General features: G+C 60.1%; 23 protein-coding genes. 15 read left to right on the top strand and 8 right to left on the bottom strand.

The annotated features are described in order from the left end of the window. The first annotated feature begins 266 nt into the window (after positions 1–266). On the top strand, positions 267–488 hold the full coding sequence (locus tag LVS58_RS07005) for a sigma-70 domain-containing protein (RefSeq protein ID WP_028697923.1): 222 nt from the start codon (positions 267–269) through the stop codon (positions 486–488). A gap of 23 nt (positions 489–511) precedes the next feature. Here the strand turns inward: LVS58_RS07005 and LVS58_RS07000 are convergent, their stop codons facing one another. Beyond that, positions 512–1,057, bottom strand: a complete 546-nt coding sequence (locus LVS58_RS07000; protein ID WP_100413978.1) for a hypothetical protein — start codon at positions 1,055–1,057, stop codon at positions 512–514. Positions 1,058–1,377: 320 nt separating this feature from the next. Between LVS58_RS07000 and LVS58_RS25230 the strand changes: the two genes are divergently transcribed. Then, on the top strand, positions 1,378–1,602 hold the full coding sequence (locus tag LVS58_RS25230) for an ECs_2282 family putative zinc-binding protein (protein WP_442796443.1): 225 nt from the start codon (positions 1,378–1,380) through the stop codon (positions 1,600–1,602). Positions 1,603–1,707: 105 nt separating this feature from the next. On the opposite strand, the gene LVS58_RS06995 is transcribed toward LVS58_RS25230, so the two are convergent. The 6 genes from LVS58_RS06995 to LVS58_RS06970 all read right to left on the bottom strand — a co-directional run bounded on the left by LVS58_RS06995 (position 1,708) and on the right by LVS58_RS06970 (position 4,641). Continuing rightward, positions 1,708–2,523, bottom strand: coding sequence for a DUF2303 family protein (locus LVS58_RS06995; protein ID WP_233690441.1), 816 nt, complete (start codon positions 2,521–2,523; stop codon positions 1,708–1,710). A 26-nt stretch (positions 2,524–2,549) separates the two neighbouring features. After that, positions 2,550–2,897: a hypothetical protein gene (locus LVS58_RS06990; protein ID WP_014756073.1), complete on the bottom strand. Its 348-nt coding sequence runs from the start codon at positions 2,895–2,897 to the stop codon at positions 2,550–2,552. A gap of 88 nt (positions 2,898–2,985) precedes the next feature. Continuing rightward, positions 2,986–3,528: a hypothetical protein gene (locus tag LVS58_RS06985; RefSeq protein ID WP_132841340.1), complete on the bottom strand. Its 543-nt coding sequence runs from the start codon at positions 3,526–3,528 to the stop codon at positions 2,986–2,988. Then, the gene (locus LVS58_RS06980) at positions 3,525–3,794 is read right to left on the bottom strand and encodes a hypothetical protein (RefSeq protein WP_132841338.1); all 270 of its coding nucleotides are present in this window, start codon (positions 3,792–3,794) and stop codon (positions 3,525–3,527) included. The genes LVS58_RS06985 and LVS58_RS06980 overlap by 4 nt, the downstream gene beginning before the upstream one ends. Before the next feature lie 17 nt (positions 3,795–3,811). After that, complete coding sequence (locus tag LVS58_RS06975) at positions 3,812–4,195, bottom strand: response regulator transcription factor (RefSeq protein WP_132841336.1); 384 nt, start codon at positions 4,193–4,195, stop codon at positions 3,812–3,814. 140 nt (positions 4,196–4,335) lie between these two features. Next, positions 4,336–4,641: a hypothetical protein gene (locus tag LVS58_RS06970; protein WP_233690440.1), complete on the bottom strand. Its 306-nt coding sequence runs from the start codon at positions 4,639–4,641 to the stop codon at positions 4,336–4,338. A gap of 428 nt (positions 4,642–5,069) precedes the next feature. Here LVS58_RS06970 and LVS58_RS06965 point away from each other — a divergent pair, with 428 nt between their 5' ends. After that, complete coding sequence (locus LVS58_RS06965; RefSeq protein WP_233690439.1) at positions 5,070–5,384, top strand: DUF1654 domain-containing protein; 315 nt, start codon at positions 5,070–5,072, stop codon at positions 5,382–5,384. Positions 5,385–5,428: 44 nt separating this feature from the next. Here LVS58_RS06965 and LVS58_RS06960 read toward each other — a convergent pair whose 3' ends face one another. Continuing rightward, complete coding sequence (locus tag LVS58_RS06960) at positions 5,429–6,250, bottom strand: S24 family peptidase (RefSeq protein ID WP_233690438.1); 822 nt, start codon at positions 6,248–6,250, stop codon at positions 5,429–5,431. 438 nt (positions 6,251–6,688) lie between these two features. Here LVS58_RS06960 and LVS58_RS06955 point away from each other — a divergent pair, with 438 nt between their 5' ends. From LVS58_RS06955 to LVS58_RS06900, 12 genes are all read left to right on the top strand, one after another. Beyond that, entirely contained in the window at positions 6,689–7,546 is an 858-nt protein-coding gene (locus LVS58_RS06955; RefSeq protein WP_267954314.1) for a replication protein, read from the top strand. After that, positions 7,536–8,348 (top strand): ATP-binding protein, encoded by an 813-nt coding sequence (locus LVS58_RS06950; RefSeq protein WP_233690436.1) that lies wholly within the window; start codon positions 7,536–7,538, stop codon positions 8,346–8,348. The genes LVS58_RS06955 and LVS58_RS06950 overlap by 11 nt, the downstream gene beginning before the upstream one ends. Before the next feature lie 2 nt (positions 8,349–8,350). Then, positions 8,351–8,647, top strand: coding sequence for a DUF1364 domain-containing protein (locus LVS58_RS06945; protein ID WP_233690435.1), 297 nt, complete (start codon positions 8,351–8,353; stop codon positions 8,645–8,647). Further along, a complete protein-coding gene (locus tag LVS58_RS06940) occupies positions 8,644–9,072 on the top strand; it encodes a VRR-NUC domain-containing protein (protein WP_233690434.1) in 429 nt (142 codons plus the stop codon). Before LVS58_RS06945 ends, LVS58_RS06940 begins: the two co-directional genes overlap by 4 nt. Then, positions 9,069–10,367: a tyrosine-type recombinase/integrase gene (locus LVS58_RS06935; RefSeq protein ID WP_233690433.1), complete on the top strand. Its 1,299-nt coding sequence runs from the start codon at positions 9,069–9,071 to the stop codon at positions 10,365–10,367. Before LVS58_RS06940 ends, LVS58_RS06935 begins: the two co-directional genes overlap by 4 nt. Next, on the top strand, positions 10,364–10,684 hold the full coding sequence (locus LVS58_RS06930; RefSeq protein WP_223843542.1) for a hypothetical protein: 321 nt from the start codon (positions 10,364–10,366) through the stop codon (positions 10,682–10,684). The genes LVS58_RS06935 and LVS58_RS06930 overlap by 4 nt, the downstream gene beginning before the upstream one ends. Positions 10,685–10,696: 12 nt before the next feature. Continuing rightward, positions 10,697–11,383, top strand: a complete 687-nt coding sequence (locus LVS58_RS06925; protein WP_088512198.1) for a hypothetical protein — start codon at positions 10,697–10,699, stop codon at positions 11,381–11,383. 177 nt (positions 11,384–11,560) lie between these two features. Then, on the top strand, positions 11,561–12,469 hold the full coding sequence (locus LVS58_RS06920; protein ID WP_088512197.1) for a hypothetical protein: 909 nt from the start codon (positions 11,561–11,563) through the stop codon (positions 12,467–12,469). A 79-nt stretch (positions 12,470–12,548) separates the two neighbouring features. Then, on the top strand, positions 12,549–12,869 hold the full coding sequence (locus LVS58_RS06915) for a phage holin family protein (RefSeq protein ID WP_088512196.1): 321 nt from the start codon (positions 12,549–12,551) through the stop codon (positions 12,867–12,869). Next, complete coding sequence (locus LVS58_RS06910; protein WP_088512195.1) at positions 12,869–13,207, top strand: HNH endonuclease; 339 nt, start codon at positions 12,869–12,871, stop codon at positions 13,205–13,207. Before LVS58_RS06915 ends, LVS58_RS06910 begins: the two co-directional genes overlap by 1 nt. A gap of 157 nt (positions 13,208–13,364) precedes the next feature. Next, complete coding sequence (locus LVS58_RS06905) at positions 13,365–13,841, top strand: terminase small subunit (RefSeq protein WP_233690432.1); 477 nt, start codon at positions 13,365–13,367, stop codon at positions 13,839–13,841. 3 nt (positions 13,842–13,844) lie between these two features. Continuing rightward, entirely contained in the window at positions 13,845–15,524 is a 1,680-nt protein-coding gene (locus LVS58_RS06900; RefSeq protein ID WP_233690431.1) for a terminase large subunit, read from the top strand. Positions 15,525–15,674 lie beyond the last annotated feature (150 nt).

Genomic DNA, 15,674 nt, shown 5'->3' with positions numbered 1-15,674 from the left:
GGAGTGGATGAATCCGCTTCGATGCACATCCCTGATGAATCTCTGGCGATCAGCCTGGTTGTCCGAGCGCTCAGGCTGATCCCATCTGCTCATAACGATGCGTCCGCACTCTGTCTTTCCGTGGTCCATGCAGCCCATTGGGGTCTGGTTATCGCTCATGGTTTTCTCCATGCATGCACCGGCTTGGCCGGTGTTGTACCTGATAGTGGCAATTTAATGGCATTTGGGTTATTCATTGTAATACCAGTCAACGAGATGAATACCCGATGGACCGCGAGCCAACAAACCAGGAAATCGCAGCAGCTCTCGGCATTGATGAGGATCAGGTTGATAAGTACCGCCAGGAGGCTGTGCTGCTGGGCGACGGATCTTGGCTTGTCCACTTTTCCTACGACATGCCGAGAGAGCTTCGGCACAGCTTCACCGGTAGCTTTACGGCGATTGTTGCGTGCGTTGAATCTTGTGTTGACGGGCGCGCAGTCGACTGAGGCTGGCTGGCAGCGAAGGACAGTCAGGAGGCTATCGGGAACTGTTTGGCAAGGGCCTGCTGAACTGCTGCGATGATGCGGCAGAGGTAGTCCCAGTCAGGGTTGCGCTCCATGGCGTCGGCCGGCAGGTTCCACCAGTCGTCACCGAATACGCGGTGCAGGAACTCGCGGTGGGCGCCGCCGCACTCATCGAGCGAGCTGGTGTGTCGAACATCCTCAGCCTCGTCGAGCAGGCTTCGGGCATCTTCTGCGTCCAGATCCCGGTCACGCCGCATTTGCACGATCACCTTCCGCGCTTTGTCGGCCAGCGCTTCAGCGCTGAACCGGCGAGAACTCAGCGACCGGTCGAAGTAGCCGATGATGTAGGCGTCGTGCAGCTTGCAGAAGAACTGGCCGATGGTCAGGCCATCCCACATACCGCCCCAGTAGGCGTGCCAGGTCTTGTCGTAGCAGCTGACGGTGATCTTGCCCTTGCAAGGCTCGAAGTCTTCGAGGTAGACGCTGATTGGGTCCAGGCCTTCGGCCCCGGTGATCAGCAGCTTGGTGACGGTCGATGTCTCGATGTTCATGGCTCTGTCCATGCATGCGCCGCCCTCCGTGGCCGGATGCGGCATGGTGTTGGTATGAGAGTTGCTCTACCCCTCAAACACTAAGAATTTGGGGGAATGCCGTAATGACCCAGGGCGACTTTCGCTACATGGTCTTCGTGGTAGTAGCTGTGGTGGTGCTTACGATTGTGGGGGCATGGGTGTTTCTTGAATCTATTAGCTGAGCCCGCCTTTGGGCCATTGCACACCCAGAACCGGGCTAGATGCGGAAGGGTGAGGGGCCGGATTCTTGTGAGCTGCTAGCATTCTTCAAGCATCGAAGTTAAACAGGGCGGCAGACCATGAGCAGGACCGACCGGCTTGACAGTTTTTCGATTAGTTGCCCGCGATGCGGAAAATCGCCATTTGACCTCTCCGATTCGAGCGCTACGACCTTTGGAGACCTTGTGGGGTGTAGATGTCGAGGGTGTGATCACGAATTCACAGGAGATGATATTCGGACTGCCTTGAAGTCTGCCGCGGACACTCTTCGGGAAGACCGACTTGGCAATCACGAGCGCCCATAGGGGCGATCAGCTCATCCCCTGGATCTTGCTGAATCATCAGCATGCTCTTCCGGTTGAAAATCAGCGCCACAGGTGAAAATTTGCATGCTGTGGCGCTGAATATAGTCACTTAGCGTCGAAGGTGCCTAAGGACAGTTTCGCGGCTGTGCCGACCTTGGCGTCGAGTACTGCCTTGAATTCCTGCGCAATGGCCTCGCGCTGTGCTTCTTCACCGATCCAGCGCAGTTTCAGCACCGGTTGCGCGCCGCCGGTGATGACCGACACGCGCAGGCGGATCACTTGCTCGCCCAGGCCCTCGAACGGAATGACCTTGAAGTCCAGCCAGGCCGGTAGGGTTTCTTTACTGCTGGCCTCGATCTGGTCCATGGTGCTGCGGCTGGCGCGGGTTTCACCTACGGCGTGGTCGCTCTCGGACGATGCCTTCACGGTGATGGTGCGAACTGCGGCGATCGCTTTGGCGATGCTCATGGTCTGACCATTCTCATCGGTGGCCGACAGGTGCTGGTTCCAGTCTTCGATCCAGTCGCTCATGGCCTTCTGCACCAAGCTCTGGCCGCACACTGCCTGAACGGCGGCGAACGCAGCGGAAGCCTTTAGACGCAGCACGGCGCGATCATCAGCGTGGCCCGGATCGTCTGCGGTACCGATGTTGAATAGCACTATGCAGCTCATGTTGTCCTGGTCGATGAAGCCGCGGGCGGCTGGCGCGGCGCGCTCGACAACATAGGCGCTGTAATCGGCCAGCGAGTGGGTGGAGTAGGTACCACGGAAGCGGTTGCGGCCGGCCTGGTAACGTTCCAGGTCAACCACGTTGAAGTTCTGCGGGACAACGGCAACCTCGCCGAGAGCCGGCAGCTTGATGCCAGCTGCAGCGACGGCGTTTTCTTGGATCAGTTCGAGAGCTTCTTTGCTGAGGGACATGCGCTTTTCCTTGTATGTGCAGTGAGTTACGAGCGTGGGTGTACAGGTGCTTCGTCACGGGTGAAGAGCTGGTCGTGTTTTTCGGGGAACAGAGAGATGTTGCCGCCGGTACCGACGTACATCGGCGTGTCGAGGCTGGTGTTCTCGCTGCGCGTGCCGCGCTTGGTAGGCACCTTGTAGTCGAGCTTGTGCTTGATCTTCACCTGGTGGGAGTCGCCGATCTGGCTGAAGTCCAAGGTGATGGTGATCTTTCCGGCTTTGCCGTGATCGACAACGCCCGCGGCTACCTCGGAGAGGGCGTGGCCAATCTGGCTGGCAAAGGCGCCGCCATTGAGCTCCTGCAGGAACTCGGTGGTGTCAGTGGGCTTGGACATTGCTGCGTCTCCTGGTGAACGATGCCGCTTGGCGGCAGATTGATGTGTTGCTGGCGCCGGCCGTGCCGGACGCGCGCGGTGATGCGGTTCATGCGTTTCTCTTCGCTCGCTTCTCGGCAGTAGTCGGGAAGTCGATTTCAAACTCTCGGATCAGTCGGCCGAGCTGCTTGAAGGAAATGTTCAGCTCACGCACAACGTCTGCCCTGGACATTCCGACATTGCGGTAGGCGACGATCTTTTCTGCCTTCGACCTGTCTTCAACGGGGTCGCTGAGCTTTTTGCCCAGGTTGCTTTTCCCGTAGTTGGGGTCGCGCTGGAATTTGAAGTTGCCTTGTGAAGCGGCGCGAACGAGAGTCGCCTGGACGAGGCCGGTGTGAGCCATGGCCTCCTTGTAAGTCATGGTCTTTGCCAGCTCGCGGAGTTCATCGAGCTTTTTCAGGCGCGCAGTCACCCGTTTGTTGGGTGGGGCGGCTACCGATGCACGCTTTGGCTCAAGGTCGCGATGAGGCCGGTGTGGCACGTACTCGAACCCGGGCAGGGTTTCAACGGAGCCACCGCTGCCGAAGAAGTTGTCGATGCTGGCATTGAGCTGAGCCAGAATCTGGTCGCGGCTGTTCGATTGTCCGATCATTGCAGGCCATCTCTTTTGCTCGCTGCGCCTGCCTCCATCACATCCACAAAACGCATGGCCGTTCGGTAGCTGAAGGCGAAGCCTTGGACGGCGCCGGTGGCGATCTCCACCACATCCCACGTTGAGCCCTTGCCGCATGCCTGATAGCGCGGCGCTGTTTGGCTGACCTTGGCATGGGCCTCGGCCCTGACTGACTTGCTGCGCTCGAGCAGGGCCGCGAGCACGGCAAGCTTCTGCTCGAAAGCAGGGTGCATTGCTGTCTGCATGGTTGATCCTCGGGTGGTCAGGCGTGGAGTTCCAAGGCTTCGGCCTTGCGAACGATTCGAACTTGGGCGGTGCGGCGCTCCGGGGCGCGTCGATCGCGGCGCATGGGGTCGCTGTCGTCGATCACCGCATGCATGGCGATGAGGCCGGCGAGGGCGATGCAAAGCGGGCTGATGATCTGCTGGCGCATGGCCTTGGTGACCGCCTCGATGCGGCGGCCGGCTTCCAGCTTGAACAGCGCGGCCTCGATGCGGTTGGCCACCGTGCCCGGGCTGACCGCCATCTGGCGGGCGATTTCTTTGGTGGTGAGGCCTTGGGCCACCCACAACAGTGCTTCGAGCTCACGGGGAGCCAGCGCCTTGCCGAGCTGGCCAATCCATGAGCCGCAAGTGATCGTTTCCATGAAGAGTCCTCGGTGGGCTGCATTGGTCGTGACGCTCGCTGCCGTCTACCTCCCGGACCAGGGGAGGGCGAACGCCACGACCGATGCAGCCTGGTGATGGGGAACCAGGTGATCGGGCCGTCTTTCGGGCTTTCAGAGAATCAAATGACTGCCGCCAGAGTGCGGGTGCCATCGGCGTGCTGTGTAGCGATGTGCATGCTGATGTGATGCGGGGCGCTTCGCTGAATCGCTACGGCGGCCTTGGTGAAGCGCTCGTCGAAAGCGCCTCCACCATCAGGCAAATGAGAGGTGCAGGTCAGGCGGGAGCAGTCTTCGCCGTTCGGGCCTTCGCCGTCGTGGGCGATGTTGAAGCTGGCGATCATTGCAATGCCGTGCTCACGGCAAATGCCAATGATCTTCTGCATCAGCGGGCTGATTTGCTCGTCGTAGATTTCTTCTTTGTTCACGGTGATGCCCTCGGGTTGATTTCCCGTCTGGCCCTGTCGCCAAGGCCAGCCAGTGAAATCGAAGTGATCCAGGCGCCCATCGCTCTCTGGGCTGCGCGCTTCCCCGCATTGGCATGCGCGCCACTTGGTTACCTGAACCCAGCTCACTGCATGAGGCAGCTGCTGCCCTCATGTGCCGCTGAGGGTGACGGGAGTCGAGTTGTGTAAAGAGCGGCGGCCGGTGCGGGCCTCTGCAGTCCCTCGTGAGTGACTGCTTGAGGTGAATTTAGAAAACTAAACGGATCGCGTCAAGATTTAATTTAGAAAACTAAACAGGCAAGGCGAGTGGACGCCTCTGCAGACCGCGCAATGTCAAGACTTCCGACTCTGTAGGAGATCGGCTAATCTTGCGTGGTCCCTGTATGAATATACAGTTAGTGGAGTGTCAGATGGCAAGGCCCCAGAAGCAGCAGGAAAGAGCGGTTATGTCGGATGTGGAGCGCCTGGGTCTTCGGGTGTCATCGATGATCAATCACCCGATCGCGCAGCAGCAGCGATGGGTCGTGATTCACCGCCTGGACACCGACGGTGACCGGGAGTGGGAAGAGGTGATGGGGGTTCTCAAGGAAACTGACGGGATAGAAATGGAATTCAACGAGGAGGATGCCTCGGTTACGCTGCGTTGGGAGGCATTCTCGGATGATGACCCTCGAGCGCAGAACCAGGATGAGTTCGTCGCGATCGAGGAGCCGGCGCCGTTCTAAGCGCGCAACAAAAAGCCCGCGCTATGCGGGCTTCCTGGGATAGGTCACGCCTTCTTGGCGTTCCATATCAGCAAAACCTTCGCGTGCACCGTAACGTCATCGATCCGCGCGGTCTGGTTCTCGTAGTGCTTGTTGTCCGATATCAGGCGGAAGTGGTCCTCATCGAGGCGCATCAGGCGCTTGATATACAGCTCTTGGTGCCAGGTGATCACGTAGATACCTTCACCGATGAACTCGTTGATCCCGCGATCGACAATGACCAGGTCCTTGTCGTTGATCGTGCCTTCCATGCTCTGGCCCCAGCCGGTAATCATCGCCAGTGCCGAGGGAGCGGTGTAGGTGACGCCTTTCTCGCGCAGTACCTCCTCGCGCACTACCAGGTTACGAACGGCCTCGTTGTAGTCGGCCGGCACCTGGCCGTGGCCCATGGCTGCCCGAACGTCGTACTGAGGGATGAGGATCTCTTCCTGGGTGGGTTTGAGGCTCGAGTAGGCAGCAGGCAGGTACTCCTGGCCCTGATCCGGGCTATCAGCCTCAGCCGCGGCTGCCATCATCACCTCGCGTGCCTTTTCGGAAAGGTTCTTCCCGGCCTTGGAGGCCAGCATCTGCGCAACCAGTTCTGCAGTAGTCAATGAAGAGCTGGCAAATGATGACTGGTCAGTAGCCTGGCCAGTACCGTCCGACAGCCATTGTGCTGAGCACTCTAGCGCTTTTGCCAAGGCGAGCAGGTTTTTGCCCTTGGCGCCGTTCGTTCCGTTGATCCAGAAACTCACGGTTGCCTTGGACACGCCAGACAGTTTGCTGAGGTCGGTGGAACTGAGGTTCAGCTCCTTCATGCGCGCGATAACGCGGTCTTTGAATTCCATATTTAGGATTCTAAACCTTTAGAAGTTTAGATAACTTGTCTTGTTGTGTTAAGAACTCTAAACTCGTCGAAGACATCGGAGAGACATCAATGACCTTTGACGAAGCCCTGAACCATTTCCGAACCGGCCGCGCCATTGGTGAAGCTCTCGGCGTTTCCAGTAGCCGTGTGTCCCAGTGCCGGGCGGCTGGTGGTTTCTCCTACCCAATGCAATGCGTTTTGGAGAAGGAGTCAGGCGGGAAGCTGGTCGCTAGACGACAAGACGTTCCACGCGTCGACTCTCTGAAAAGCGCCGTTTGACGGTAGGAATTATGCGAAACCTGGCATTGCGCCAGTAGATGACTGAAACACCTGCGAATCCATCCAGTACCGGGATCGCAGACGAAAAAAAACCGCCTGGCGGGGCGGCTTTCTCTACAGCATTAGAACGGGTTAAAGCATGACAAACATCGTCCCACTTGACAAGTCCAGGGGGTTTACCCGGATGGACAACCAGCTCATGGATGGCCTGCTGGCTATCGATCTCCCGGCCCGGGAGATGAAGATTGTGCTGTATGTGGCCAAGGCCACCATCAACTACGGCGCGGGCGCTCAGCGCATCCCGGCGACCGACATCGCGAAAGCCATCAATGCCCACCCTGACACCGTATCCAAGGCGGTTTCTAGTCTGCTGCGTCGTCGGGTTCTGTTCCGCGAGGGCGGTGCACGGGGTGACATCGGCGTGAATGACCCGAAAGACTGGGTCTATGTGGCTGAGCCGAAACAGACCAAAACAGCCGACTCGGCTGAAGTGGTCCGAATCGGCGACGAGTCGAAACAGACCAAAACCGCCGACTGCCTTCTTTATTTTAAGAATCTAACCCCCTATGTATTTCTTCCTTCGGAAGAAAATACATGCCCCCCCAGCGATGAGCAGCCGGCTCCGGCCAAAGCTGATCGCAAAGCACCGTTCGGGAAGGCCGCCATGCTGGCTGACAACCCTCACGGCCTGGATGAATCGCTGATCGCTGACTACCTGACTGTCCGCAAGGCTGCCAAGGCCCCAGTGACCGCCCGGATTTGGGCGGGGCTGAACGTCAAACTGGAGCAGTGCAAGGCCTTCGGCATCCAGCCAGCCCAAGCCCTGGAAGTCGCCGTCGAGAATGGATGGCGCGGCTTCGAGGTGGAGTGGGTCACCAAGCGCATCAGCGCCCAGCTGCCGCCACAGGCAAAACCTCACAGCCGTCACCACGGCTTCGACGACCGCGACTACACCGCCGGCCTGGCCGCGCGAGAGGACGGCACCTATGCGATCTGAATCGGTGATCACCATGTCCGAGGTCCGAAACGCCGCGGGCTTCCGCGTCCAGCCCGCGCACTGCGAGCATCACGGCGACTTCGAGCAGCGTGTAACCATGCTGATGGGCCGAGAAATCGTCGGGCGATGCCCTGTGTGCGAGAAAGTGGCCGTTGCCGAGCGCGAAGCCAAGCAGCTGGCGGAGGACACCCGCCTGAAGCGTGAGGCCATGACCCGCAAGCTGGGTTCGGCGCTGATCCCCAAACGCTTTGCCGACCGCACCCTGGCGAACTACCGCGTTGAGCACGAAGGGCAGCGCAAGGCCTTGGCCTACTGCACTCGCTACGTGGCGGCGTTCGAGGAAATCGAGCGCACCGGCCGCTGCCTGATGCTGCTTGGCAAGGTCGGTACCGGCAAGACGCACCTGGGCGCCGGGATGGCCAACGAGCTGATGCGCAACACCTCGGCAACGGCCGTGTACCGGACGGTGGGCGCCGTCCTGCAATCCATACGAGCCACGTACGACCGCCACAGCGAACAGTCCGAAGCCGACATCCTGTCCAGCCTGATCGAACCTTCGCTGCTGGTGCTGGACGAGGTCGGGGTCAGCAAGGAGCAGCCGAGCGAATTCGAGCTGACCACCCTGTTTTCGATCATCAACGGGCGCTACGAGCAGATGCGCCCCACGGTGGTGATTTCCAACCTGGAGCCAGCCCAGCTTCGCCATGCCATGGGCGAGCGTTGCTATGACCGCCTGCGTGAGGGTGGCGGGGTGGTGGTGCCTTTCGAGTGGGAATCTCACCGTGGCAAGGAGGAGTTCTGACCATGCGGCAAACCAAGCTGACCAAGGCCGCGCGCGGCAGGGATTGCCAGGTGCGCATTCCGGGCGTGTGCAACGGCAACCCCGAGACCACCGTCCTGGCACACTACCGGCTGGCCGGCACCTGCGGAGTCGGCAAGAAGCCGCACGACCTGCAGGGCGCGTGGTGCTGCAGCGCCTGCCATGACGCTTGCGACGGGCGCAGCAAGGCCGTCGACCGCGATACCGCCCGCCAGTACCACGCCGAGGGCGTCATGCGCACCCAGGCGCTGCTGCTGAACGAGGGGGTGCTGATCGCATGAATGCTCCTGCCCTTCGCCCGTTCAAGGCCAAGCCGGCCCGCGCCAAGCCCATCGACCGGGAAGGGCAGGAGCAGGCTGCGCTGATGCAGGAGCTGCAACTGCGCTACCCGCAGGCGTACAAACTGATCTACCACGTGCCAAACGGCGGGCACCGGGTCAAGGCCGTGGCCGCCAAGCTGAAGGGGCAGGGGGTGAAGGCTGGCGTGCCTGACCTGGTGCTGCCGATGGCGCGGGGCGGCTACTTCGGCCTGTACATCGAGTTCAAGGCCATGCCGCCGTTCGATGCGCCGGTGTCGCCCAGCCAGGATGCCTACCTGCAAGCGCTCGCCGCCCAGGGCTACCTGGCCATCGTGTGCCGGGGCAACATCGACGCGGTCGAAGCCATCCGATCCTACCTGCTGCAGCCTGCCACGGTGGCTGCATGAGCGCGACCCGGGAAGTGAAACTGAGCGAAGCGGAGGTGCGCCGGCAGGCCGCCGACAAGTCGGTGCGCGACCTGCGCGACCCACGGCACCCTGGCCTGTACCTGCGCTTCTGGAGCAACCGCGAGAGGGGAACCTGGCACCTGGTGCGCGGCAAGAAGTGGGTGCCGGTCGCCCGGTGGCCCGAGCTGAGCGTGGCGGCGGTGATTGCCGAACTGCCAGCGCTGCGTCAGCGCATGCTGCGCGACCCGGCTACCGCGCCGGTGGTGTCGGGCATGGTCACCGTGGGCCAACTGCTGGACTGGTACGGCGACCGCATGGCCCGCGACCGCTCGCTGTCGGCAAAGCGCAAGGCCGGCGCTCGGTCTGCCATTGCCCAGCACCTGAAGCCGCGCCTGGATGACCTGGCCATCGTCGATGTGAACGCCGACACGCTCGACAAGCTCCTGATGTGGCCGTGCCAGGCCGAAGTGTCGCTGTCGTATCTGCGGCAGATGTTCGCGCTGCTGCTGACCGCCTTCCGCCAGGCCCTGCAGCTTGGGCTGATCGACCGCAACCCCATGGCTGGCATGCGCTTCAACGACTTCACCAAGGCCCGCATCCTGCCCAAGGCAGCACGACTGCGTGGCGTGCAGTTGCCCGAGCTGATGCGGCAGTTGGCCCAGGCCTTCGAGCAGGAGCCCGGCGACGCCATGCTGGCCCTGATGATGCTGGCCCATGGCACCCGGATCGGCGAGACCCGCATGGCGCGCTGGAGCGAGATCTCCCTGGCCGCTGCCGAATGGTTCATCCCGGCGGCGAACACCAAGACCCGCACCGAGCACCGACTGCCACTGACCGCCCAGGTGGCGTCGCTGCTGACCCGGTACCGGACAATCCAGCAGGCCCGGGGCTATGAGGGCGTGTACCTGTTCCCGAACCGCCGCGGGCTGCCGCTGAGCGAAACCCAGGCGAGCATGGTGTTCACCCGCCTGGGGCAGGGCGAGTGGACCAGCCACGACCTGCGCAAGGTGTCCCGCACCACCTGGACCGACCTCGGTATCGACGGCCACATCGGCGAGATGCTGCTGAACCACACGCTGGGCAAGATCGCCAGCACCTACATCCATACCCAGGCTATGCAGCAACGCCGGGCAGCCCTGGAGAAGTGGCACGCCTGGTTAGACGGCATTGGCTTTGGTGCCATTCACGGCCTTACCAAGGCCTTATCCGAAATTTCACAGAATTCGGCCCAGCCAGCGGAACACAAGGCGTCCAGCGACCTTACCGCATTTGTAATTAGCGAGGATTCAAAGTGACAGGGAAGAGCCATGGCCCTGCCTTCAAGAAGGCTGTGATCAGGTTGGCTCAGTGCCCTTTGTGCCGTGGGAGAGCGGTAACTCAGGGTGTGTTTCACGAACTGCCATGCGACCACTGCAACGCCTCGGGCTTTGTAGCGGCAGCAACCGGAGAAGCCCTGCCCCTAGATGAACTGGTGACCCAGCTCAGCATGAGGCTACGGGCAGCGCTTCGGCAGATCGAGCAGTTGAAGAACCCTCAGGCATCCGGGCCTGAGGCTACATATCAGGGAAGCAACCGGCGCGGCGCCGGCGGCACCAACTACACCGGGGATTGAGGGGGAAAGACCATGGTTTACAGCAGCGTTTCGGGTGCAGTCGTTGCCGCTCTGGCGGCGGGCGAGAAGGGTTCGGCGAAGGCCCAGGCTTGGCAGAAGCTGTACAAATCGGCTGAAGAGGAGGGTGGGTGCTTGGCCTCACTGGGTGGGCGGTCGGACGGCATCGATCGCACCCAGGTCGATTACTGGCTGTCGGCGCGCTTGCATCACATGCTCAAGGGGCGGCACTGGGATGCCCTGGTAGCAAAATACAGCACCAATAAGGCGAAAAAGGTGCAGGCGATCACGCTGATCCGACCACTGATCGCGAGCCCGGCACCGGCACTGTTCATCTACAAGGCAGTGACAGCCTGGGCCATCCCAAAGCTCAAGGGCACACGCCGGAAAGCGCCGCAGCCTGTCTCGGTCGAGATCCCGCTGGACGCATCGGCTTGGCGTGTTGCAGTCACTGTGGTTGCTGCCGTGGCTGCCGGCAAGGCAGCCAAGAAGCGTGTCGAAGCGCTCGAAGAGGATGTGATCATCCTGCCGGACAGCTTCTATGACATGAATACCTGGGATCTCGATGCCACGCCGGAGTCGACGCGCCGTCGCTGGAGGCTTGAGATTAACGAGAAGCTCGACGGGATGATCGACGACGCGCTGGCAGAGGTGCGGGTGATATTGGAGGCCGAAGGTCTGCTGAATAAAGAGGCTGCATGATTGCCTGTTGACATCAGTGAGCGACTGAGCGAAATTATCTCCATCCTGTCATTCCTGCGCACGTTGAGGACTGACCCAAGAAGCCCAGCCATAGTGCTGGGCTTTTTCGTGGTCAAGCTGATAGCAAAATGATGTCTGGAAATGTAGAGTCCTTTCGCACTGAGAAAGGAGTCTGCTGTGAACGATATCGTTGTCTCTTTACCGCTCGCGTTCTACTTTGATACCAAGACGCCTGTACCTATCCCTGAAATCATCAAGTCCCTTGATGGCCTAGATAAGCTGGCGAAATCGTTACCAAGATTCTTCACTGAGCTCAGCGGCGCGAAAATCGACGGTGTCGAGCTTAAGGTCGAGCGGATTGAGACAGGTAGCCTCAAAGAAAACTTCGAATGCCTCTTGATGTTCCTGACAGAGGCAGAGAAGGAAAAATTCAAGGTATGGCTTCAGGGGACGAAGATGGGGACGGGGCTGCGGTATGTGGCTTGTGCTGGTGTGGTAGCGGCCGCCTTGACCATGGTGGCTGTAGGAGCGGTTGCGGCCTACGACAGCTTCACTGGTGGTAATACTCCATCGATCCAAGCCAACAACAATACGATCATTAACATCGGCGCCGACGCCCTTTCTGTCTCGGAAGACCAGCTGAAGAAAGCGATCGACGCGGCTTTGTCCAAAGACAAGAAAAAAGCAGTTGCTGCTGCCATGAACTTCATTGCCCCAGCCGGTACTGAGAACGGCGGAACCCTATACGCGGGTGACAAGGGCGCGGAGTTGAACGTTTCCGTCGAAATGGCGCGTGACACTCCGCAGGCTCCGGATTTCAAAGTTAAGGACCAGGTGCTGGCTTACGAGCGGGTTCCCGTCTCAATCAGGGCGCTTGATCGCGATAAGGAAGACACCGGCTGGTGGGTCGTGCTACCGACCATATCTGCTGAGAAAAGGCTCCGGATGACTTTTGCTGATGATGCCGATACCGCTAAAGCTAAAACTGAGTCCGAGATCGTAGCTGACGTGCTGGTCACCTACAGCCAAGACTTCAGCCAAGGGACTTTAGTGCCGAAGGGCGTCGAGATTCAGAAAATTTACTAGCGGTACCTAGTTTCACCAACAAGCCCTGGCAATTGTCAGGGCTTTTTCATTTGTGCTCCCCGCAACGGGAGGAACCGAGATGGCCCATATGCCAGAGAAAGACCCATCCTTCTGGGTGCTTGTACTAACAGCCCTAAGAGAGAACGGCCTGGCGATGGGCCTGACATTCGCCCTGACCTGGTTGCGTATTCAATACGATGGCCAAGAAACTCGCCCAGTCCGGCAGCTGATTGAGGCCACTCTTGGCGCGTTGATCGTGATGGTGGTCGGTCTGACCGTGAAGGAATTCGGCCTCAGCATCGCTTGGTCGTTCGCCACCGCTGGCTTTGTCGGCGTGCTTGGCGTTGAGCAGGCTCGCCAGCTTGGCAGGCGCTGGGCGGAACGGAAGGTCGACGGCTGATGGCCAGGCTCAAGACACTCGGTTCTCGCATCAAGGAGAGCACAGGCTCAAGGATCAAGGCGGTGACGCCCGGCAGCTGGCGTAGCGGAATGACCAGCTCCCAGCGTGGTTACGACTACAAGTGGCAGAAGGCGCGGGAGCAGTACCTCAATGACAACCCGCTATGCGTCTACTGCGAGCGGAACGGCCGCACAACTGCGGCCAGGGTTGTCGACCACATCGTTGCTCACCGTGGAGACATGGTTCTCTTCTGGGATCAGACCAACTGGCAGAGCCTCTGCAAGCCTTGCCACGACTCCGTCAAGCAGGCCGAGGAGGCGGCTGGCCTGGGTGGCTGACACGTCAGTGGATCGCCGAAACTCAATGCGGTGATCAAGAGGCACGCCAGTGACGTGCCGCGAAAGGGGTAGGGGGGCAAAAGCTTGGGATTCTCATTTAGCTAGACCGCCACCGACCCCACGTACACATTTTTTCCCGTTTCAGGAAAAGTTAACCATGGCTTTAACCGACAAGAAGCGGCGGTTTGTTGACGCTTTGCTGTCGGGGGCCACAAATCGTGAGGCGGCGATTGCTGCCAGATATTCCGAGAAGACCGCGTCGCAAGCGGGCTCCAAGCTAGCCAAGGATCCCGACGTGCTCGCAGAGGTCGGGCGACGCCTGAAGCAAAAGCAGGCAAACAGCACCGAAGTTAAACCTGCGCGAAAAGTTAAAGCTGAACAGCCGGAATTCGAGCAGCCCGGCGAGGTATCTCTCACAGAGACCGACGACCCGCGAGCCTTCCTTACTGAGCTGATGAACGCCGAAGGCGCCGACATGCGTATGCGACTGGAAGCGGCCAAGACGCTAATGCCTTATGTACACGGCAAGGTCGCCGACCAGGGCAAGAAAGAGCAGAAGGCCGAGGCCGCCAAACAGGTCGGTAAAGGCAAGTACTCCCAAGGCAAGCCACCCCTCTCCGTAGTGAAGAATTGACTTATGCAATGGACAACGGCCTGCCCGGATTGGTGGAGGTGCCTGGCTGCGGGCGAATCAATCATCCCTGAGCCGCTGTTTCCAGACGAAGCTGAAGCCGGCCTCGATGTGTTCAAGGGGCTGAAGATCGTCGATGCCCCGGGCAGCCCCACCATTGAGGCCGCCTGCGCACCTTGGGTCTTGGCGTTCGCCGGGGCCATCTTCGGCAGCTACAACAGCGAGACCGGCGAGCGCCTCATCCGGGAAGTGATGCTGTGCATTCCCAAGAAAAACAGTAAATCTACGATCGCTGCAGGGATCATGCTGACGGCGCTGATCCGCAACTGGCGTCTTTCGGCTGAATTCATCATCTTGGCGCCGACCAAGGAGATTGCCGATAACTCGTTCATCCCGGCCAAGGACATGGTCAACAATGACGATGAGCTGAAAGCGCTGCTGCATGTCCAGCCGCACCTGCGGCTGATCACTCATCGCGAGACCGGCGCCACCTTGAAGGTGGTGGCTGCGGATAGCGACGTGGTTGGCGGCAAGAAGGCGGTCGGCGTCCTCATCGATGAGGCCTGGCTGTTCGGCAAGAACCCCAAAGCCGCTGACATGATCCGCGAGGCCACTGGCGGTCTGCTGTCGCGACCCGAAGGCTTCATTATCTGGTTGACGACCCAGTCGAACGAGCCGCCGGCTGGCGTGTTCCGTTCCAAGCTCAACTATGCGCGCGGCGTGCGTGATGGCCGGATCGATGACAACCGGTTCCTGCCGATCATCTATGAGTTCTCTCAAGAGATGATCAAGAGCGGCGAGGCGAGGAAGCCTGAGAACTTCCACCTGGTCAATCCGAACATCGACTACTCAGTCGACCGACCTACGCTTGAGCGCCTGTTTATGCAGGCCGAGCTGGACGGCGAGGCTGAGTTGCGCGGCTTTCTAGCCAAGCACCTCAACATCGAGATTGGCCTTGCGCTGATGTCCGACGCTTGGGTCGGGGCTGAGTTTTGGGAGGCGCAGGCTTCAGCGTGGCTGAGCCTCGACGAAATCCTCACTCGATGCGAGGTCATTGATGTCGGCGGGGATGGCGGCGGTCTTGATGACCTGCTCGGTCTTGCTGTTATGGGGCGGGAGACGGGAAGCCGCAGGTGGTTCCACTGGGCTCACGCCTGGGCGCATCCTTCGGTTCTGGAACGCCGCAAGTCAGAAGCACCACGCTTGAGAGACCTGGAGAAGGCTGGCGATATCACCATTGTGGAGCGCATCGGTGATGACGTTGAGCAATTTGCGGCCATCGTGGCCCGTGTTAATGGCACCGGGCTACTCGATAAGGTTGGCCTCGATCCCGCCGGCATCGGCGCAGTACTCGACGCGCTTGCGGATGCTGGCGTTGAGGAAGACAAAATAGTGGGTATCTCTCAAGGCTGGAAACTCACCGGCGCAATCAAAACGACGGAACGCAAGCTTGCCGAGGGCACGCTGCTCCATTGTGGTCAGCCGCTCATGGCCTGGTCCTGCGGAAATGCCAAGGGCGTGCCTTCAGCCAACGCCTTCTTGATCACCAAGCAAGCATCGGGCACCGCAAAGATTGACCCGCTGATGGCTACATTCAACGCCGTTTCGCTGCTGAGCCTGAATCCAGAGGGCAAGGGCGGAATGGACAATTTCATGGCTGGCATTCGGGACCCACTGATCGCATGAACGCATTTCATATTTTCATCGCCTGCGCAGTGGTCGCTTTCTGCTTGGCATGCAGCGGGGTCTGGATGCTAGCTGGTACCGGCTGGGCTTTGCTGGCCGGATCGCTGAGCTTCTTCTGCATCGCTGGCTTCATCCGCAGAGGGCTTATCA

This window comes from Pseudomonas sp. JR33AA, assembly GCF_021378985.1.
GTDB classification, from domain to species: domain Bacteria; phylum Pseudomonadota; class Gammaproteobacteria; order Pseudomonadales; family Pseudomonadaceae; genus Aquipseudomonas; species Aquipseudomonas alloputida.
The sequence above is the reverse complement of the archived record's forward strand: the minus strand, read 5'-3'. Positions and strand labels throughout refer to the sequence as shown.